This window comes from Chitinophaga agrisoli (assembly GCF_008386695.1).
Lineage (GTDB): Bacteria > Bacteroidota > Bacteroidia > Chitinophagales > Chitinophagaceae > Chitinophaga > Chitinophaga agrisoli.
This window is the reverse complement of record NZ_VUOC01000002.1, coordinates 1538716-1557852: the sequence shown is the minus strand read 5'-3', so window position 1 is coordinate 1557852 and position 19137 is coordinate 1538716. Positions and strand designations below refer to the sequence as shown.

The following is a 19137-nucleotide window of genomic DNA, read 5'->3' as shown; positions in this document are numbered from 1 at the left end:
TTGAAGTCTGGATATGCGAAGGACAGACCCATCCCAATAGGAATATCCTTCACGTTAATTAATAGTGTTATTGTTAACATTCCAGGTCAATGGTCATCCCGGTGGCACCCGTGGTGACCTTTTTTATTGGAATACGAGATAAGTTGGTAGTGTTTATGGCATGACGGTGACCCTCCTTCCTTCAGTTTTAAAGTGAATACCTTCTGTTTTTTCAAGCATCCGAAGCACCTGGCTGATATCCTTAAAGCGTGATATTTTGCCATTGAACAGTTCTTCTGATGGTTTTCCTTCATATTTGACTTCGATATTATACCAGCGCTCCAGCTTTTTCATGATGTCCGCTATCTTTTCGTCATTAAAGCGGAAATAACCATTCTTCCACGCAACGGCCTCTTCTACATTCGCAGCCTGTATGGTGAACTGACTGCTGGCCAGCAGCGACTGTTCGCCGGGTGTAAGTACAGACGCTTTGCCCGTATAGGTGGATTGTACTTTTATACTGCCTTCTAATAAGGTGGTAACTGCAATGGGCTCGTCGTTGTAAGCATTTATGTTAAAATGGGTGCCTAAGACCAGCACTTTTTCATTGACGGTTTCTACAACAAATGGCCTGGCAGCCTCATGGGCCACTTCAAAATAGGCTTCCCCCGTTAGTTCCACCACGCGCTCTTTGCCCGCAAACCTGACCGGGAACTTTAAAGAGGATGCCGCGTTCAACCACACCATGGTGCCATCCGCCAGTTGCACTTTATACTGTCCGCCTTTAGGAGTGGCGGCTATATTAAAACCCGCCGGCTCATCACCCGTATTATCTGCGGAGACGGAGTAAATGAGCTGCCCATTATTTGTTTTAGCTATATGAATACCGGACTGTGTGGCCACTTCTCCTTCAGTTGTATCATTCAGCGCAATTTGTTTTCCGTTGGATAGGGTAAGCGTAGCTACATTGCCGCGGGGAACAATCGTTTGTTGTTGGGCCAATGTAACGCGCTTGTCTGATTTCCTGTTTATAAGTAATAATACGCTGGCGGCTGACGCACATATCAGGATACTGGCCGCGGCTGCATAACGCAGCACTTTGACAATTGACCGGGGCTGCGGTTTGGGAAGCTGATCAAAGATGGCTGCTCCGGTGCTGGGGTAATCTATATGCTCCGGATCGCCTGTTTGCTTTTTTAGCACTTCATCGTACAGGTTTTCGAGCAGTAGCTTTTCCTCCGGTGTACAGGTCCCTTTGATGTATTTATCCAATAGTGCCTCAATGTCCTTTTTATCCATAGTATAAACAGTTTGAGTACCGTTTATAGTTAAGACCCCTTAATTAATCGTTGGTATACATCAACCGGGAAAAAATTATTTCATAAAGAAAAGTACGAGGGTAAGGAAAGGCGCCAGTTTTGTGCGGAGAGAGTTTAAAGTGCGGTGCATGGTGGTTTTGACACTGTTTTCAGCGATACCCATTTCATCTGCGATCTGCCTGTGGGAAAGCCCCTGTTCGCGGCTTTTAATATAGACCTGTTGCATCCGGGGCGGCAGTTTTTGCAGTTCCTGCTTTAAACGGCGTTCAAATTCCTGGGAATGGAGGGTAAGATCTGTGGTATTTACGCCTTCTTCAAAGGCGGAGGTCAGCTCGTCAACAAAGGCTTCCCGGCGGCTGCCTTTGGCGATAGCTTTTAAACAACGGTTGCGTACGCCGGTATACAGATAGGCCTTTAAGCTGTATTCAATATGCCATTCCTCTGATTGGTTCCAGATGGCGGTAAAGAGGTCCTGTATTACATCTGCCGCTTCATTTTCATCCTTCAGGATCTTAAATGCATGGATGAACAGCGCTTTCCAGTATCTGTTGTAAATTTCGGTAAAGGCAGCATGGTCCCTTTTCTTTAGCAGAAAAACGAGTGCCATATCTGTTGTTTTACCGTGATCCGGCATGTTGGTGTTGATTAAGTCCTGTGATTCCGGCCGCAAGTTTACCAACTATACGGCTTAGCTTCAAGATAAGGAACATTATCGTATTATTAAATTTGGGTTAAACGGGCCGGGTGGCCCTATTGGATAAGGAAAAGCAGTTGAGTATTTTTTAAATATATTATATTACCTGCTGGCATATTTTTGATGATGCCAAATTGGACCGTAACGGTGTTTAGATATCTGGAACTAACACAACTTGAAAAATATAGGTTATGAAGAACAAGCTAATTTTATTTCTCTTATTTAGCATTGCAGCAGGGTTAAACGCAAATGCGCAGGAAAAGCCAAGATTCTGGGACGATGTGCAAACGATCAAGAAATATGATCATATCTATCAGCCGCCGGTTGGCCCTGTGCTGTTCATCGGCAGTTCTTCTATACGTAAATGGGATGACCTTGAACACGACTTTGCCAGCTTTAATGTATTGAACCGTGGCGTAGGCGGAACGGTTATCAATGACATCATAAGATATCTGCCGGAGCTGGTGTTCGATTATAAACCCAAACAGATCGTGATCTATGTGGGAGAGAATGATCTGCCGGATGAAACGGTGACCTCAGATACCATCCTGCAGCGGACCATACTGCTGTATAGAAAAATAAGGGAGCATTTACCAAACGTACCAATAGCCTATATTTCTTTGAAACCTAGTCCAGTAAGAGAGCAATATATTGCTATTGCAGGGGCGGCGAATAAAAAGCTAAAACAGTTCTTTGACGGTGAGCAGAACTGCCGGTTTATTGATATTTTTCATCCTATGTTGAACAAAGAGGGAAGGCCCAGGCCGGAGCTTTTTGTGAAGGATATGTTGCATATGAATAAGGAGGGGTATGCGATTTGGGAAAAGGCGGTGAGGCCGGTGCTTGTGAGGTGAGGGAGTGTGGGACCGTCTCACCAGTATATCCTGCAGAATGGTAGCTTTATAGATTAGATTGTGCATCTCTCGTGTCATAAACAATACATAAACTGCGTTGAGCCGACGTTGCAATTTTACTTCCTTCTTCGACCATTTTTTGTCCACCTTCTGTTTTGATCATATTCTGGAATGCGTCCATGTTTTCATATTGCGCATATACGACAACACTTTTTCCATCAATGCCTTTGTGGAAACTCGCAGAAATAAAACCAGGACATTTTGAAATAAATTCGTCAGTATTCCGGATAAGAAAGTTCAGGAGCTCTTCCTGCCTTTCAGGTGCTACGGTAAATACATTTACTAATGTCAACGCTTTTTGCTCTTTTGTAATTATTGTCATAACGTTTTTATAGTTTAAAAATGAAGTATTTGATCGTCCTTCGGACGCAGATTATTCTAAACCGCATTATTACGAAGGGCCGGGTATTTTATAGCTGTGGTTAAAGCTATCTATTTGATCTTTTGATCTAATGGTCCAGATTTGGATCAATGAGGGGGCCAGTGAATATAAAGGAGGTGATTGTATAATTGCTGTGAAGTGATATCCTGGAAGAAGTTAGTCTTCATTTTACAGTAGCAGGAAGCGCTAAAAACTGACGCACCAATAAAACAAAAAAGGCCTGAAAATCATAGATTTCAAGCCTTTTAGTGCCCAGAACTGGATTCGAACCAGCACACCCTTGCGAGCGCTGCGACCTGAACACAGTGCGTCTACCAATTTCGCCATCTGGGCATCCTTGATTTGTGTCAGGGAGCGCAAAGATAAATATCAGATTCAAAATTCCAAATTTTTTTTAATCCCAGCACCAATTATCCCCGTCAGGCCAACTTTTCAAGAACAAGGCAACACTATCCATTTTCACAAAAAGTCCTATATTGAACCCTTATTTCCGGCGCTAAGCCTGTCCTCCTTACCCCGTTACCTGTTAACTCATTAACCCGAAATCAGTACGCCATGCTGGTCAGTAACAAACATTTTACACCCGTCATTGGGCTCGACATTCATATTGTGATCCTATTCGGTTTTCCTATCCCGTTGCCGCATCCATATATTGGTTTTGTGGTAGATCCTATGGACTATATCCCCTTCCTGGGCGCTACTACAAAGATCAACCATGTGCCCCGCGGTAAAAGCGATACCAGCGGTATCTTTATCATCCTTTTCCATATTCCCATGGGCGGTCCCTTTCTCCTGGCGCCGATGATCGGCCATGATTCTGTTAATTTCTTTGGCAGCAAAAAAGTAAAGGTGGAAGGTAACCTCATGAGCCCCTCCGGGCATATGTTGATGACCTGCAATGATATTGGTATTCCCCTTTCCCTGCAGCCGGGGAAAAAGTTCAAGCCTATTCCCAGCATGTACCTGCCTACGTCCTTTTCCATTCCCCTATCTTTTGGTAAGCCGGTAATGGTGGGTGGGCCTTATGTACCGGATTGGGCCGGCGCATTGCTCAACCTGGTGATGTCCTTTGGTTTTGGGGCGCTCATGAAAGGGTTGGGTAAAGGCCTGAAGAAACTAGGCAAAGCATCCAAAAGGATGAAGCAGGCCATTGCGGATTTTAATCATGCGCGGCAGAAAATGATGGGCAGCAGCAATAAGCTAAGCCGCTTCCTTTGTAAGCTGGGTTTTGAACCGGTAGACCTCATCCAGGGTATAGTTATATATGACGGTACTGATTTTGAGCTGCCGGGGCCTATTCCGCTTAAATGGAGCCGCTCCTGGAATAGTGATAGCGTACACCACGGCCCTCTTGGGCATGGCACCCATTTCAGCTACGATCTGCGCCTGCTGGAGCTGGGAGAAGAAGCCGTTACCGCCCTGCTACTGGGCGATGGCCGCAGCGCTATTTTCGAATACCTGCCCTATACCGGCAACAGCGATTATAACCGTGCGGAGCGGTTAACCCTCAGCCGCACGGACCTGGATGAATATCAGCTATTCGACCACCAGGAGCGGCTGTACTACGATTTCCACCGCCTGCATCCGCTGGATCCGGAATTCCGTCTGCACGCCATCCGCAACGAGGCCGGCTTTCTGATCAGTTTCCATTATAACAGTAAAGGCCATCTATTGCGGGTTATTGACAGCGCGGGGCGGCATTTGCATATAGCGAATGACGATGAAGGACGTATGCTTAGCGTAACCGCCCGGCACCGGGACAAGGAACGCTTGCTGGTACGCTATGGATACAATGAGGCAGGAGACCTTAACGCCATTACAGATGCGCTTGATCAGACCACCTGTGTCCAGTATCAGGATCATCTGATGATCGCTAAAACTGACCGCAATAGCCAGTCCTTTTACTGGGAGTATGACAACAAAAGCCGTTGTATCCACACCTGGGGCGATGGCGGCATCCTGGAAGGATGGATCAGCTATCACCCGGAAGAGGGCTATAACGAGGTCACCAATACACAGGGACAAACCACTACTTATTATTACACGCCGGACTACCTGGTTACACAGATCAAGGACCCGCTGGGCAATTCCCGGTTTACGGAATACACGGATGACGCGGAGGTCTATCGCGATATAGATGAAGAGGCTAATGTTACCGGTTATAGTTATGATGAGCGGGGTAACCGCACCAATATTGTGCAGCCAGATGGCAGTACCATCAGTTTTCAGTATGACCTGGAAGACCGCATCACGCTGGGCACGGACCCGCAGGGCGGCAGCCGCACTTATATCTATTATAAGGGCGGCATACATAAAGGGCTGTTGCATACCATTACTGAAAGCAATGGAAGCATTCTCATCTTCCGTTATAATAGTCGCAACCAGCTGCATAAAATAGAGGATGAGCAGGAAAGGATCACCGTACTGGAATATGACGAAGACGATAACCTGGCTGCTGTTAAGCTTCCGGATGGCGCACGTGCGGCCTGGGAATATGATGCCTGGGGTAACTGTATCCGGGCTGCCAATCCGCTGCAACAGGAGCAGTATTTCCGGTATGATGTGCTGGGCAGGGTAACAGAAGTACAACTGCCGGATGGCAACCATATCCAGTTGCAGTATAACGCTTATGAAAACGTGATACAAGCCAGAACCAGGCACCACCACGTTAAATTTGATTATACGCCCTTAGGCAGCCTTAAAATGAGGGAGGAGAACGAGGCAAAGGTACATTTCATCTATAACCGGGATGAACAGCTTATGGGCCTGGTGAATGAGCAGGGCGACATGTACCGCTTTACCCGCAACGGCCGTGGCGATATTATACAGGAAACAGGCTTTGACGGTATCTCCCGGCACTACCGCCGGGATGCAACAGGTAAGGTGACCAGGGTGCAACGCCCCGCCAACCGGTGGACGGAGTATGAATACGATTATAACGGCTGCCTGACCCGGGCGGAGTATAGTGATGGCAGCTGGGAGACCTTTAGCTACGACCGTAACGGCCAGCTGGTAGAAGCCATCAATGAGCACAGTACCGTGCGGTTGCAGCGGGATATGTTGGGCCGCGTAACGGAGGAATGGCAGGATGGCTATACCGTGGGCAGCCGGTATGGAAAGGGGGGCAAAAGGAGTCATATTAAAAGCAGTCTGGGAGCAGATATACAGCTAACCTGGAATATTACCGGCAACCTTACCGGCATAGCCGCGCAGGCAGGCGAGGGCAGCGCCCCCTGGATGGCGCATATGGAACGTAACCTGCTGGGCCTGGAAATAGAGCGCACACTGCCCGGTGGCATTAAAAGCGGCTGGTCCTATGACCGCGCAGGTATGCCCGGCGCTCATACTATCATCAGCGGGGATCGGGTAACCCGGCAACGCCAGTACCGCTGGGATGCCAGCCAACGCCTGAAACAGATCACTAATGCCCTGGGCAGGGGCGGTGTGAGCTTTGGTCATGATGACTTTGGCAACCTGGCCTGGGCGCAATATGAAGACGGGCAGTATGACTACCGGCTGCCAGACAAAGCCGGTAATCTTTTCCGTACTCAAACACGGGGCGACCGGAAATACGGTCCGGGTGGTAAACTGCAGGAAACGCAGGATGCCCGGTTTATATATGACGATGAAGGCAACCTGGTTAAAAAGATCGTAGCCGCCGCCCCTATGGGTACGGCCGTTTGGGAATATGAATGGAGTGGTAACGGGATGCTCAGCAAAGTGATCCGCCCGGATGGCAGTCACGTAGCATTCCGTTATGATGCTATGGGCCGGCGTATTGAAAAACAACATAAGAGCCGTTTAACGCGGTTTGTATGGGATGGCAATGTGCCACTGCATGAATGGACTTATCCCGCAAAGGATAGGCCCATTATCAGCATAAACGAGCTGGGAGAGGCAGTGCAGGACCATCCGGAGCCCGTGCCGCCAGAGTCGCTGGCTACCTGGGTATTTGAAGAGAGCAGTATTGCCCCCGCAGCCAAACTCATTAATGGTAAACAATACTCCATTATCGCAGACTATTTAGGCACGCCCTGCGAGGCCTATGATGAAACCGGCGATAAAGTGTGGGCCTGCGAATTGGATATTTATGGGAACGTGCGTAAGTTAGAAGGAGACAGGTACCTGGTACCATTCAGATACCCGGGCCAGTATGAGGATGAAGAGACAGGGCTGTATTATAACAGGTTCAGGCATTATGATCCGGGAACGGGTAACTACATCAGCCAGGACCCCATCGGACTTTCCGGCGGTATGCGGTTATACCGTTATGTGAAAGATCCGAATACCAGCGTGGATATCTTAGGACTGTCGTCCTTTGATCCTTTTGAAGTTGGAGAGATTACGGACTTCCCGGATAATATAAAATTCGGTCAGAACAGGTGCGCGCCTAATTTCAGTGAGATCGGTTCACAGGCCCATGACGCCATCAGAGGGCAGTCTGTTCGTGCTGTGGGAGAGTCGATAGCCAGCGGAGATCTTGACCCGAATGTGCTGTTGATCTCCTATACTAAAACGCCTTCTGGTGAAATAGTTACGCTAAATAACAGGGGGCTGGCAGCGCTTACAATTGGCAAAAAGAATCCAACAGACGCTATTTTTGTACCTTACGAGAAAGTGCCGCCACACCTGAAATCAGATCCGCCATCCAATTCCATAAAAATCACGGAGGATAAAAAAGGAACGATCGTGCACGAAGTGCTAACCAGGGGATGCGAATAAAAAATACAACCATGAAAGAAAAACTGAAACTGGCGCCGGTATCCGTTGAATGGCAGGCCAGCGCCTATGGAATAAACATAGAAGGGGCAGAAGCAGATACATTGGTCGCAGGTACCATTGTAAAACTAGCGGATGGCATGCAAAAGCGGGTAAGTATCAGTTTCCCCTCTTTTGCGGAGATAAGGTTCTTCAATTTCAATTTTGGAGAACATCATTACAATGAATATGAAATAAAAGGCCCTGACGGTAATTTCCTCGAAGACGCGTTTGACTGGAAGCAGTTTGATCCTCTTTTCCAGGAAAAAGGGATCTGCCCAAATCCATACTTTTATGAAGTAGTGAATACAACATGGTTTGAAGAGAAGGATCTTTACAAGCCGCTTGCTGCAAGAGGGTTCAAACATTTCCTGCTGGTAGGGTATGATAGCTACCTGGAGATCCTGGCGCTGGATGATATCCGGTACAGTTTGGAAGATGCCTGATCTTGTTCAGCTGGATCTGGCGTATAGCGTATTGATGATCAAAAATATGCCTATCAGGATCAATCCTATGTACACATACTTAAAGAATGCGCTGTCTTTTAGCTTATGATTGAAATAACGGCCCAGGAACACAGCCGGGATAGCAGCAGGCAGTGCTATCAGGAAATACTTCAGTAATGTTGGATTAAAAAGGCCCTTTATAAAATACCCTGCTAATCCTGCAAGACTGGCGGGTAAGAAATAAGCCTGTAAAGTAGCCCTGAAATGTTTGGCGCTCCACTGGCGCATATTGCCATATACCACCAAAGGAGGGCCATTAATGCCGTAGGCGCCCCCAAAAACACCAGAGCAAAAGCCGCAAATAAAAAGCCAGAACATGTTATCTTGCTGTAGTTTGATAACCTGTTTCCCCAGCAGCGCATACAGGGAATAAAGGATCATCAGCGTTCCAAGCCCCACCTTTACCAGTAGTTCATTACCATACAGCAGGATAGCAAGCCCCAGGGGGATACCCGGGAGTGCAAATAAAATAAGCCATTTGGCGCTGTTAAGCTGGATCTGTTTATGGTCCTGTACTACAACGATCAGTGCTATCAAAACAGACAGTAATACAGACAGGGGAACCGCAATCTCAATTGGCAGAAAGAGGATAAATAATGGAACCGCCACCAGGGACTCTCCAAATCCAAATGTTGATCTTATTAAAGTAGCGATGAAACTGATGGCAATGATGCCTGCTATTGTATAATCCATAATTCTCTGCGCAAACAATACTCAAATACAATGACAGCGCAAGATATTAAAATGAAGCGATTTTATTGCTAATCTTTGAAAGTCATAGCTATTATAATGAAGTACTTCATATCAGGAAGCACTAAAAACCTCTCATACATAACTTATGAAGGATTTTAGTGCTTTTATTTGGGGATCATTTACTCACTTTCGAACAGCCATTTTGGTGAAATGCCGTTCAGGAAGCCCTTACTCTTCTGCTGCGCGGGCGGCCTGTTTTATCACTTCAGCAACGACATCCGGGTTAGAAACGGTGACCGCATGTGAGGAGTTGACCTCGGTAACATGGGAGTGCGCCCGGTCTGCTTCGAACTTTTGCTCGTCCAGGGGAATGGCGAGATCCTGTAGTGTTCTGATTTGCCAGCTCGGTTTGTTCGTCCAACCGGCGGATGTCACGATCTCAGTCAGTGCCGCCAGGTTCATGGGGCGCTGAGTGGCGAGCATCAGAGCGGCCGTGCTCGCGGGCACATCGGCAGCAACGTTATTATGGAACTTATCGGCCTGATAAAGAAGATACGTGCCGCTGGTTCCGTCAGGCAGGGTATAGGAGGTTGCCTCTACAGACGTGGGGAATGTACTCCCGGGAAACCGTTCGAGCAAATTGGTTGCAGCTTCTTCTGCTGCCGGAATAATGGCGGCCGCATAGACCAGGCCCTTGACCTTCGGCTCGTCTGCGCTCACCTGGGTGATGACAGCTCCGCCGTAAGAGTGTGCCGCCAGGATCACAGGGCTGTCGATCTTGTCCAATAAACTGCGCAAATAGGCAGCGTCAGCGGCAACGCCCAGCAGTGGGTTAGCAAAGGCAACGACCGGGTAGCCGTCTTGCTGGAGCAACTGAATCACTACATGCCAAATGGATGCGTCTTCGAAGGCTCCATGCACAAGCACGATGGTGGGTCTGAGGTGGTGTTTAACTTGTTCCATTTAATGGTTTGTTATAATTAAAGATCAAAATTGGATGTTAATAGGAATGCTATTATTCAAGGAGCTATAATTATGCGTTAACTGCAGACTGATAAAAAGGGTAATCAATATACCCCTCTTCATTTCCGCCATAGAAAGTGGCACGATTGTAAGCATTCAATGGATATCCGTTTCTAAAACGCTCTACCAGATCAGGGTTCGAAACAAAGAAACGTCCAAAGGCAACTGCCGCTGCATCGCCTTTTTGAAGGATTTTTTCAGCGTCTTCACGGGTATAGCCACCAGCAGACAAGATAGGGCCCTTAAAAATCCGATGTAATTGGCCCGCAGCAATTGGTTCCACATATGCTTCTTCTTTTTCAATATTGTTCAGAATACGAGGCTCCACTACGTGCAGATAGGCTAATCCATACTCATTCAGGCGTTCAGCAACATGACCAAATAGCGCAGCCGGGTTAGAGTCGCCCATATTACCCCAGGTTCCGTTTGGTGTGATACGTACCCCAACACGATCAGCACCCCAGACAGCAACCAATCCTTCAAGCGCTTCTAACAAAAAGCGGACACGGTTCTCAATTGGGCCACCATAATGATCGGTACGTTTGTTGGAGATATCCTGTAAAAACTGGTCTATCAAATAGCTATTAGCGGCATGGAGCTCCACACCATCAAAGCCGGCTTCTTTTGCGTGTTCTGCACCTTTGCGAAAATCTTTAATAATGGCATGTATTTCCGATATCGTTAATGCACGGTTTTGAGTTACAGGAACCCAGCCATTCGCGGTAATTGCAAAATTCTCATGAAACACTTCCGAAGGCCCTACAGGCAGGCCACCGTCAGGTTGCAAATCGCTATGGGATTGACGGCCAACATGCCACAACTGGCTAAATATTTTTCCACCTTTAGCATGGACAGCACTAGTTATCGTTTTCCAACCTTCCATTTGTGCCCTGGTGTGAATGCCCGGGGCTCCTAAGTAGCCATGCCCATTTGTTGAAACAACTGTTGCTTCTGAGATAATTAGCCCTCCCTTTGTCGCTCTTTGGCCATAATACTGCGCCATCATATCATTGGGGATATTACCTGGCATATCGGTTCTTAGCCTGGTAAGCGGAGCCATTATTATGCGGTGATCTAAGGCTATGGCGCCTAATTTTACCGGAGTAAAAAGTTTGGAGTTGTGAAAGTCAGCTCCGTTTGATGATTGTGTTTGCATATTAAATATTTTCTTGTTTATTATCGATTCTCGTTTGCGTTATCCCGATTGAGTGCTTTTAAACCTTGTTCTGCTGGATTTTCAGCATGCTTATCGGGGCAATTATTTATCAGCTTCTGAATTGATCAAAGTTGAGGGCTAAATCATTATAAAACCTGATACAGTAGCTGCATAAAAAACCATAACAGTTGGCGTCATTTTAAATGTCATACCACTGTTGTTGTAAATTAAATCGATAATTGGGCAGGAGCTGGGGAGAGGAGTTTAAATTGCCGGAGATGGAGGTTGGTTAAGTTCATTGCCAATTGAAACAGGCCCGCCAATGTTTGCTAATGTCTTTAGATCCGCAGTAGCATTTTCGGAGCTGTGGCTCAGTGATTTTACTAAATCGCCCAATTTTTGAAGGGCGTGTTTTATTTTAGGCGTCCATAATTGACCGCAATTGATTCTGATATAATGATGGAAGGCTTCTGAAGTGGAGAATATAGGACCGGGACAGAATGCAATTTTGTTTTCCAAAGCTAATTGCTGCAGCTTAAGTGAGTTAATTTTATCTGGCAGTTCGATCCACAAACTATAACCTCCCGCCGGGATCGAAACCCTTGTTTCCGTTGGGAAATATTGGCTGATGGCGTCGCGGTACTTTAATATCTGGGTTTGAGCCGCTATGCGCAATTTTTTTAAGTGCAGTTTATAAGTCCCGCTTTCCAGATAGCGGGCAATTGTATCCTGCAGTATGGTGTTGGTGGATATGTTTGCGGCAAACTTTAGCTTTTCAATTTCAGTATGATATTTACCTCCGGAAACGTATCCTATCCGGTAACCGGGAGAGAGTGATTTCGAAAACGACGAGCAATAAAGCACATTATTATTTTTGTCATATGCCTTAGCAGGAAGCGGCCTGACATTACCGAAGTAAATTTCTCCCAGTGCGTCGTCCTCGATCAGGGGAATATTCCTTTCATTAAGCATGTTCACCAGCTTTATCTTATTGGCATCCGGCATTGAACAGCCCAGGGGGTTATGGCAGGTTGGCGAAAAGACGCAAGCCGTAATATTATACGCAGACAATGCTTTCTCAAGCTCATCGAGGTTTAAACCGGTAACCGGATTCACGCTGATCCCAATCACTTTCAATCCCCTGGCTTCCATACTTTGCAGGATCCCGCCGTAAGTAGGACATTCGACGGCGATTAAATCTCCTGGTTTGGTTAAGAAATCAAGACAAAGATTGATGGCTTCCATACAGCCATTTGTAACCAGGATCTCATCGTGCGCCAGGCTTAGTTGCCATTCAAATGTATGCAGGGATATCTGTTTAATAAGGCGGGGATGTCCTTCCAGGAACGGATACGGGAGATTGTCCAGCGCTTGCTCTTTTACGGAAGCCTGCATGGCTTTATTAAGCCGTGCTATGGGAAGCAGCTCATTTGCAGGAGCAAGGGTGGAAAAATTCGTTACTCCATATTTACGTGGGTTTTTGACCATCTCCCTTGCCATCGTATTGATCTCTACGGATGAAGGATATGTAACAAATGATTGCTCCCTGATGGTCTGTAAACGGGTATCTGAATTGGCACTGATATAGTAGCCGGAGCCTGGCTTTGAAAAGATCATGCCTTTTGACTCTAAGATCGCATAAGCCTGTACCGCAGTAGCCAGGCTAACCCCGAGCTCCTTGCAGACGAACCGGACAGAAGGTATTTTATCGCCTGGTTTAAGCTTAAGCTTCAAAATAAGCTGCTCGATCTTGATGACAATCTGCTCGTATTTGAATTTTTTATCCATGTCCTTCAAATATTCAAATAAAGGAATTCCCCCTTCAAAGGTATCATTTTTTAGTTTATACCAATAATATCTCCATCGTGCCCATGACGTCAACTGTTATGGTTTTTTAGATGATTACTGTATCGGTTTTGCTGTAGATTTTGCGCTTAGCTTTGAGGCATAGAAAGCGTTTCAATATTAAACATATAAGCATGAAGACGCTTGACAACTCCCAACTTTTTACCCTGGTAAAACTTTTTTGAAATTAAAATCAAAGGTTAACAATGAAAAACACAGCCATCATCTCCGAAGATAAAGATGTGCATGCAGAAGGACAGGGTATGATCATCAAACTGGCCAACTGGATAACCCGGAAAAATCTCCCTTTCACTGTGATCAGCACTGGTATGATCGTGATGTTATTGTGGGCCGGTTCTTATAAGATGACGGCGCCCGGTGCGGATGGTATTGTTCCACTGGTGGATAACAGTCCGCTGATCAGCTGGCATTTCAAGCTTTTTGGCGTCTATCATGGCTCCGATCTGATCGGGCTTACTGAGGTTATTGCAGCCATCCTGATCATCACCGGCATGTTTAAACCGAAGGCTGGCGTGGTTGGCGGAGCAGTGGCGGTGGTGATGTTCTTCGTAACCAGTACCATGTTAATTACCACTCCCGGGGCGCTGGTTAATGTAAATGGGATTAACTATATGAGCTTCTTAGGGCTATTTCTTTTCAAAGATGTGCTGAACCTTGGGGCCTCCTTATACCTTATCAGTCAATTTGGGCACAAAGCAGTGCTTGACCAACACCCCGGGAAATAGCAGACAATGGAAGAGATCTCAAATCACCACCAGAACAATAGCAGATCCATCAGGTACTTCAGGCTAAAATATTGAATCATTATTTCTAATCATCTAACAAAGAACAAAATGGTAAAATTTGGATTTCTGGTACGCTTAGAGGCTAAGCCCGGGAAAGAACAGGAAGCGGCTGCGTTTATTAAAAATGGACTATTCCTGGCTCAAAAAGAGCCGTTAACTGTCAATTGGTATGGGTTACAACTGGGGCCTTCCACTTTTGGCGTTTTCGATGCTTTTGAGACAGCAGAAGCGCGAACCGCACATTTGCATGGCGAATTAGCTGCAGAACTAATGGCCATAGCGCCGGACTTGTTTGCTAAAGCCCCATCGATTGAAGAGGTGGACATTTTGGCGGTTAAATAGCCGGGCAAATCACGTTTATAAAGTTCTTTAAAGGCGGAAAAGCCATAGTACCGTTTTAGTGTACTGTGGCTTTTTTGATTTTAATGGACTGCGTAATGTCTGCGTATAAGCGATATTAGAAAACAAAGACCAGAGTCATACAGGACCAGATATGAACCACCCCAAAAACAAAAAAGGCCGGAATTTCTTCCGACCTTTTAGCGGTGCCCAGAACTGGATTCGAACCAGCACGTCCTTGCGAACGCTGCGACCTGAACACAGTGCGTCTACCAATTTCGCCATCTGGGCAATCCATTTACCGTGTTAGGGATTGCAAAGGTATGCACTTTTTTAAAACTTCCAAATTTTTTTGAAACCATGCCAGGTTACCCGCTATAGGCTTCAATAAGATCTTTATACTGCTACGCTAAATTCACGCAATGTATCGTTCAAACTGGTCTTCAGATCAGTGGATGCTTTACGCTGACCAATGATCAGGGCACAGGAAACCTGGTATTCGCCCGCGGGGAATTTCTTGGTATAAGTACCCGGTATCACTACGCTGCGGGCTGGTACACGGCCTTTGTATTCTACCGGCTCGCTGCCGCTAACGTCAATGATCTTGGTGGACTGTGTCAGCACAACATTGGCGCCTAACACCGCTTCTGCTTCCACATGTACGCCTTCTACCACGATACAACGGGAACCAATGAAACAGCCATCTTCAATAATTACAGGGCTGGCCTGCAGGGGCTCCAGTACGCCGCCAATACCTACGCCGCCGCTCAGGTGCACATGTTTGCCTATCTGGGCGCAGGAGCCTACTGTTGCCCAGGTATCCACCATAGTGCCTTCGCCTACATAAGCGCCAATGTTCACATAAGAAGGCATCAGGATAGCGCCTTTAGCAATATAAGCGCCGTAACGGGCTACTGCATGGGGTACTACGCGCACGCCAAGCTCTTTAAAATTGCTCTTCAGCTTCATTTTGTCGTAGAACTCAAAAGGCGCAAGGGTCATAGTCTCCATAGGCTGTATGCAGAAGTAAAGGAGTATGGCCTGTTTCACCCACTCATTCACCTGCCAGCCATTGTCGGTGGGTTCCGCTACTCTTAATTTACCTTTGTCTACAGCTTCTATCACCGCCCTTATCGCATCTGAATACTGAGTTTCCTCTAATAATTTGCGATCGGTATAAGCGGCCTGGATTAGTTCTTTTAGCTCCATTGGTGATAATTTTTGCACAAATATAAAATAGTGAGGGGACTTTATCCAGTGGAGATGCCCATATTGCACTCGCAAAATTTTTGCTTACTTTGCCCTCCGGTATTAACGGTCAACGCTAGTTGCCTATCCGTTACACACCGTAAAACCAATAAATCAGCAGAGTTGAACATCGCCTTCGATGCCAAACGGGCTTTTCAGAATAATACAGGATTGGGCAACTACAGCCGTTCCCTGATCAGCGCCCTGGCTACATATTTCCCGGAACACCACTATTATCTCTTTGCGCCTAAGCAAACAGGCCTTTTCAACACCGCCGCTTACCCTGGTATGCAAACAGTGCTGCCGCAAAAGCAATGGCACCGCTGGTTCCGCTCTGCCTGGCGCAGTAAATACGTAGTGGGCGATCTGCAACGCGATGGAATAGATCTATATCATGGCCTTAGCCATGAGGTCCCTTTTGGTATCCACCACAGCGGGGTAAAGACGGTGGTTACTATGCACGATCTGATCTTTGAGCGATACCCCGGTCAATATAATCCTATAGATGTGCTGACTTACCGCCGCAAGGCCAGATATGCCTGTGAGCATGCACATAAAGTGGTGGCGATCAGCGAGCAGACAAAAGCAGACCTGCTTACCTATTATAATACACCGGCAGATAAAATAGCCGTTGTTTATCAAAGCTGCGACCCTTCTTTTGCAGTGCCGCATACGCCGCAGGAATTGCAGTCCATGAAACAGCGGTACGGGCTGCCGGAGCAATACCTGCTGTATGTAGGCTCCGTAATTGAACGTAAGAATCTACTGGGCATTGTACAGGCCCTGCAGCAGTTGAAAGGCCGGTTTAATATGCCGCTGGTGGTTTTAGGCGATGGTAGCGCCTACAAAAAGAAAGTAAAAGCTTATATAGCTGCGAATGGATTAACGGAGCAGATCATATGGCTCAATGAGCGGCAGCGCCCGGCTAATGCGGATATGCCTTTGTTATACCAGGCTGCGCAGGCGTTGCTTTATCCTTCTATATTTGAAGGTTTTGGTATTCCTATCCTGGAAGCGTTATGGAGCCGTACGCCGGTCATTACCTCCCGGGGCTCCTGCTTTGCAGAAACAGCGGGCAATGCGGCCCTGTATGTGGATCCCCTGCAGCCGGCGTCTATTGCGCAGGCTATCCGCCAGGTAACAGAAGATCAGGCGCTGGCACAGGATATGAGGGAAAAAGGCTGGGCCCATGCACAGCGTTTTACGGCGGATAAATGCGCCGCCGCCATGATGGAAGTATATAAAGGACTATAAACAAGAACAGGAGAGGGGCTGCCTCTTTATCAAATAAAAACGTATGTCAGACTTCGAAAACGATATCACCGCCAGCCTTAGAGTGCTCCACGAAGGCGGGCTTATTTTATACCCTACAGATACCGTATGGGGCATTGGTTGCGATGCCACCAATGAAGAGGCGGTTAAAGATGTGTTTGCGCTTAAGCAGCGGGATGAGCGTAAAAGCATGGTCATCCTGCTGGCAGATGTGCGCGATCTCCTGAAACATATTGCCCATCCTCATCCGGATATTGCCAATATTATCAACGGTTTCGACCGTCCTACCACCGTAATTTACGACGGCGCCCTGGGACTGGCCCCCAGCGCGGTGCACGAAGATGGCAGCGTGGCTATACGTATAGTACAGGATGAATTCTGCCGCCACCTGATCAAACGCTTCCGTAAGCCCCTGGTATCCACCTCTGCCAATATCAGCGGGGAGCCGGCGCCGGGCGTATTTGCAGATATCAGCCCTGTTATCCGCCGTGGCGTGAATTATGTAGTACAGCACCGGCAGCAGGATACGGAGCGTAAACCTCCTTCCCGTATTATAAAGATCCACCAGGATGGCAGAATGGATATAATCAGGGAATGACCGGTCCGGGCACAAGTGTTTCATTCTGAGCGCGCTTCTGCCTAATTCTTCATTATTAATTCTTAATTCTCAATTATTAAATACTTTTGCGCTTTTTATATCTTTTTGTCATATGATCAGCAGAAAGCCTATAGACATCCCCTGTACGCTGCAGGAGCGGAAAGTGTTGGAACAGATAGCCATGGCTGCCCTGGAACTGGGTGTGCCCTGCTACCTGATCGGCGGCTTTGTGCGCGATAAATTGCTTAACCGCAGAACAAAAGACATGGATATCGTATGCGTGGGCGATGGTATAGCCCTGGCGCATAAAGTGGCGGCCATGACCGGCGAAAATGTGCCCGTGGCCTTTTTCAAAACTTACGGCACCGCGCAGATCAAATGGAACGACCTGGAAGTGGAATTTGTAGGCGCCCGTAAAGAAAGCTACCGTGATCATTCCCGCAACCCGGAAGTAACGGCAGGCACCCTGGAAGATGATCAGCTCCGCCGCGATTTTACCATCAACGCCATGGCCATCAGCCTCAACGAGGCAGACTATGGCAGCCTGCTGGACCCGTTTAACGGGCTGGCCGACATGGAAAAACAGCTCATCCGTACGCCCCTGGAGCCTTCGCAAACCTTTAGCGACGATCCCCTGCGTATGATGCGGGCTATCCGTTTTGCTTCCCAGCTGCAGTTTACCATTGTTCCGGAAGCCTTTGAAGCCATACAGAACAATGCTCACCGGATAAAAATAGTATCACAGGAACGCATCACCGATGAGTTCAATAAGATCATGCTCTCCACTAAACCCTCTGTAGGGTTGGACCTTTTGTACCGCGGAGGGCTGTTGAAGATCATCTTCCCGCAGATGATAGACCTGGTGGGGGTGGAAATGCTGGAAGGCAAGGGCCATAAAGACAATTTTTACCATACCCTGCAGGTAGTGGACAATATATCCCGGAATACCAGGGATCTGTGGTTACGCTGGGCCGCCCTGCTGCATGACATAGGCAAACCGGCTACCAAACGTTTTGAGCCCGCCCATGGCTGGACCTTCCATGGTCACGATGCGGTGGGAGGGAAGATGGTGCCCCGTATCTTTGCACGGCTTAAGCTGCCCCAGCACGAGCCCATGCGCCTGGTAAAAAAGCTGGTTGAGCTGCACCTGCGCCCCATCAGCCTTACCAAAGAGAATATTACGGATTCGGCTATACGGCGCCTGCTTTTTGATGCCGGCGATGATATAGACGGCCTCATGATGCTCTGCGAGGCAGATATCACCTCCAAGAATAAGGCGAAGGTGAAACGTTACCTCGAAAACTTTGAACTGGTGCGGGAGCGCCTGAAAGAAGTGGAGGAAAACGACCGCATCCGCAACTGGCAGCCGCCCGTAACCGGCGAAGTGATCATGGAAACCTTTGGGCTGTCGCCCTGCAAACAGGTAGGCGATCTGAAGAACGCCATCCGCGAAGCCATACTGGACGGGATCATCCCCAACACATATGATGCGGCTTACGCCTTTATGCTGGATGCGGCAAGCGCAATGAACCTGAAGCCAGTGAAATAAAAATGGTAAATTGCATTAAGTTGCACCAATTTTTAGCCAAAGCATTAATAAAACCT

16 protein-coding genes and 2 tRNA genes are annotated in these 19137 nt (G+C 47.4%); 8 read left to right on the top strand and 10 right to left on the bottom strand.

What is annotated here, in order from left to right:
- Positions 1 to 153 precede the first annotated feature (153 nt).
- On the bottom strand, positions 154 to 1278 hold the full coding sequence (locus F0L74_RS13530; RefSeq protein WP_149838382.1) for a FecR family protein: 1125 nt from the start codon (positions 1276 to 1278) through the stop codon (positions 154 to 156).
- Positions 1279 to 1353: 75 nt separating this feature from the next.
- Positions 1354 to 1905, bottom strand: coding sequence for an RNA polymerase sigma factor (locus F0L74_RS13525; RefSeq protein ID WP_188315991.1), 552 nt, complete (start codon positions 1903 to 1905; stop codon positions 1354 to 1356).
- 278 nt (positions 1906 to 2183) lie between these two features.
- Here F0L74_RS13525 and F0L74_RS13520 point away from each other — a divergent pair, with 278 nt between their 5' ends.
- Positions 2184 to 2846, top strand: a complete 663-nt coding sequence (locus F0L74_RS13520; protein ID WP_149838380.1) for a GDSL-type esterase/lipase family protein — start codon at positions 2184 to 2186, stop codon at positions 2844 to 2846.
- Positions 2847 to 2892: 46 nt separating this feature from the next.
- On the opposite strand, the gene F0L74_RS13515 is transcribed toward F0L74_RS13520, so the two are convergent.
- Entirely contained in the window at positions 2893 to 3228 is a 336-nt protein-coding gene (locus tag F0L74_RS13515) for an antibiotic biosynthesis monooxygenase family protein (protein WP_149838379.1), read from the bottom strand.
- Between the two features lie 309 nt (positions 3229 to 3537).
- Positions 3538 to 3621 (bottom strand) — tRNA-Leu (locus F0L74_RS13510).
- 222 nt (positions 3622 to 3843) lie between these two features.
- Here F0L74_RS13510 and F0L74_RS13505 point away from each other — a divergent pair.
- Positions 3844 to 8010, top strand: a complete 4167-nt coding sequence (locus F0L74_RS13505) for an RHS repeat-associated core domain-containing protein (RefSeq protein ID WP_149838378.1) — start codon at positions 3844 to 3846, stop codon at positions 8008 to 8010.
- A gap of 11 nt (positions 8011 to 8021) precedes the next feature.
- Positions 8022 to 8492, top strand: a complete 471-nt coding sequence (locus F0L74_RS13500; protein WP_149838377.1) for a hypothetical protein — start codon at positions 8022 to 8024, stop codon at positions 8490 to 8492.
- 6 nt (positions 8493 to 8498) lie between these two features.
- Here the strand turns inward: F0L74_RS13500 and F0L74_RS13495 are convergent, their stop codons facing one another.
- The 4 genes from F0L74_RS13495 to F0L74_RS13480 form a co-directional block, all read right to left on the bottom strand.
- A complete protein-coding gene (locus tag F0L74_RS13495; protein ID WP_149838376.1) occupies positions 8499 to 9245 on the bottom strand; it encodes a sulfite exporter TauE/SafE family protein in 747 nt (248 codons plus the stop codon).
- A gap of 228 nt (positions 9246 to 9473) precedes the next feature.
- Positions 9474 to 10208 carry an alpha/beta fold hydrolase gene (locus F0L74_RS13490; RefSeq protein WP_149838375.1) on the bottom strand — a complete coding sequence of 245 codons (735 nt, stop codon included), beginning with the start codon at positions 10206 to 10208 and terminating at the stop codon, positions 9474 to 9476.
- 70 nt (positions 10209 to 10278) lie between these two features.
- On the bottom strand, positions 10279 to 11424 hold the full coding sequence (locus tag F0L74_RS13485) for an alkene reductase (RefSeq protein WP_149838374.1): 1146 nt from the start codon (positions 11422 to 11424) through the stop codon (positions 10279 to 10281).
- Positions 11425 to 11688: 264 nt separating this feature from the next.
- Positions 11689 to 13305, bottom strand: a complete 1617-nt coding sequence (locus F0L74_RS13480; RefSeq protein WP_149838373.1) for an aminotransferase-like domain-containing protein — start codon at positions 13303 to 13305, stop codon at positions 11689 to 11691.
- A 170-nt stretch (positions 13306 to 13475) separates the two neighbouring features.
- Here F0L74_RS13480 and F0L74_RS13475 point away from each other — a divergent pair, with 170 nt between their 5' ends.
- Both F0L74_RS13475 and F0L74_RS13470 read left to right on the top strand, forming a co-directional pair.
- Positions 13476 to 14015 (top strand): DUF417 family protein, encoded by a 540-nt coding sequence (locus tag F0L74_RS13475; protein WP_149838372.1) that lies wholly within the window; start codon positions 13476 to 13478, stop codon positions 14013 to 14015.
- Positions 14016 to 14123: 108 nt separating this feature from the next.
- Positions 14124 to 14417 carry a putative quinol monooxygenase gene (locus tag F0L74_RS13470; protein WP_149838371.1) on the top strand — a complete coding sequence of 98 codons (294 nt, stop codon included), beginning with the start codon at positions 14124 to 14126 and terminating at the stop codon, positions 14415 to 14417.
- Between the two features lie 204 nt (positions 14418 to 14621).
- Here the strand turns inward: F0L74_RS13470 and F0L74_RS13465 are convergent.
- Together F0L74_RS13465 and F0L74_RS13460 are read right to left on the bottom strand one after the other, a co-directional pair.
- Positions 14622 to 14705, bottom strand: a tRNA-Leu gene (locus F0L74_RS13465).
- Positions 14706 to 14810: 105 nt separating this feature from the next.
- Complete coding sequence (locus tag F0L74_RS13460) at positions 14811 to 15623, bottom strand: 2,3,4,5-tetrahydropyridine-2,6-dicarboxylate N-succinyltransferase (protein ID WP_149838370.1); 813 nt, start codon at positions 15621 to 15623, stop codon at positions 14811 to 14813.
- 162 nt (positions 15624 to 15785) lie between these two features.
- Here F0L74_RS13460 and F0L74_RS13455 point away from each other — a divergent pair, with 162 nt between their 5' ends.
- The 3 genes from F0L74_RS13455 to F0L74_RS13445 all read left to right on the top strand — a co-directional run bounded on the left by F0L74_RS13455 (position 15786) and on the right by F0L74_RS13445 (position 19081).
- Positions 15786 to 16916, top strand: coding sequence for a glycosyltransferase family 4 protein (locus tag F0L74_RS13455; RefSeq protein ID WP_149838369.1), 1131 nt, complete (start codon positions 15786 to 15788; stop codon positions 16914 to 16916).
- 43 nt (positions 16917 to 16959) lie between these two features.
- Entirely contained in the window at positions 16960 to 17532 is a 573-nt protein-coding gene (locus F0L74_RS13450; protein ID WP_149838368.1) for an L-threonylcarbamoyladenylate synthase, read from the top strand.
- 112 nt (positions 17533 to 17644) lie between these two features.
- Positions 17645 to 19081, top strand: coding sequence for a CCA tRNA nucleotidyltransferase (locus F0L74_RS13445; protein WP_149838367.1), 1437 nt, complete (start codon positions 17645 to 17647; stop codon positions 19079 to 19081).
- Positions 19082 to 19137 lie beyond the last annotated feature (56 nt).

Excerpts from the sequence above, each read along its gene's own strand:
- F0L74_RS13530 (WP_149838382.1), bottom strand. The coding sequence starts at position 1,278 with ATGGATAAAAAGGACATTGAGGCACTATTGGATAAATACATCAAAGGG.
- F0L74_RS13525 (WP_188315991.1), bottom strand. The coding sequence starts at position 1,905 with ATGGCACTCGTTTTTCTGCTAAAGAAAAGGGACCATGCTGCCTTTACC.
- F0L74_RS13520 (WP_149838380.1), top strand. The coding sequence starts at position 2,184 with ATGAAGAACAAGCTAATTTTATTTCTCTTATTTAGCATTGCAGCAGGG.
- F0L74_RS13515 (WP_149838379.1), bottom strand. The coding sequence starts at position 3,228 with ATGACAATAATTACAAAAGAGCAAAAAGCGTTGACATTAGTAAATGTA.
- F0L74_RS13505 (WP_149838378.1), top strand. The coding sequence starts at position 3,844 with ATGCTGGTCAGTAACAAACATTTTACACCCGTCATTGGGCTCGACATT.
- F0L74_RS13500 (WP_149838377.1), top strand. The coding sequence starts at position 8,022 with ATGAAAGAAAAACTGAAACTGGCGCCGGTATCCGTTGAATGGCAGGCC.
- F0L74_RS13495 (WP_149838376.1), bottom strand. The coding sequence starts at position 9,245 with ATGGATTATACAATAGCAGGCATCATTGCCATCAGTTTCATCGCTACT.
- F0L74_RS13490 (WP_149838375.1), bottom strand. The coding sequence starts at position 10,208 with ATGGAACAAGTTAAACACCACCTCAGACCCACCATCGTGCTTGTGCAT.
- F0L74_RS13485 (WP_149838374.1), bottom strand. The coding sequence starts at position 11,424 with ATGCAAACACAATCATCAAACGGAGCTGACTTTCACAACTCCAAACTT.
- F0L74_RS13475 (WP_149838372.1), top strand. The coding sequence starts at position 13,476 with ATGAAAAACACAGCCATCATCTCCGAAGATAAAGATGTGCATGCAGAA.
- F0L74_RS13470 (WP_149838371.1), top strand. The coding sequence starts at position 14,124 with ATGGTAAAATTTGGATTTCTGGTACGCTTAGAGGCTAAGCCCGGGAAA.
- F0L74_RS13460 (WP_149838370.1), bottom strand. The coding sequence starts at position 15,623 with ATGGAGCTAAAAGAACTAATCCAGGCCGCTTATACCGATCGCAAATTA.
- F0L74_RS13450 (WP_149838368.1), top strand. The coding sequence starts at position 16,960 with ATGTCAGACTTCGAAAACGATATCACCGCCAGCCTTAGAGTGCTCCAC.
- F0L74_RS13445 (WP_149838367.1), top strand. The coding sequence starts at position 17,645 with ATGATCAGCAGAAAGCCTATAGACATCCCCTGTACGCTGCAGGAGCGG.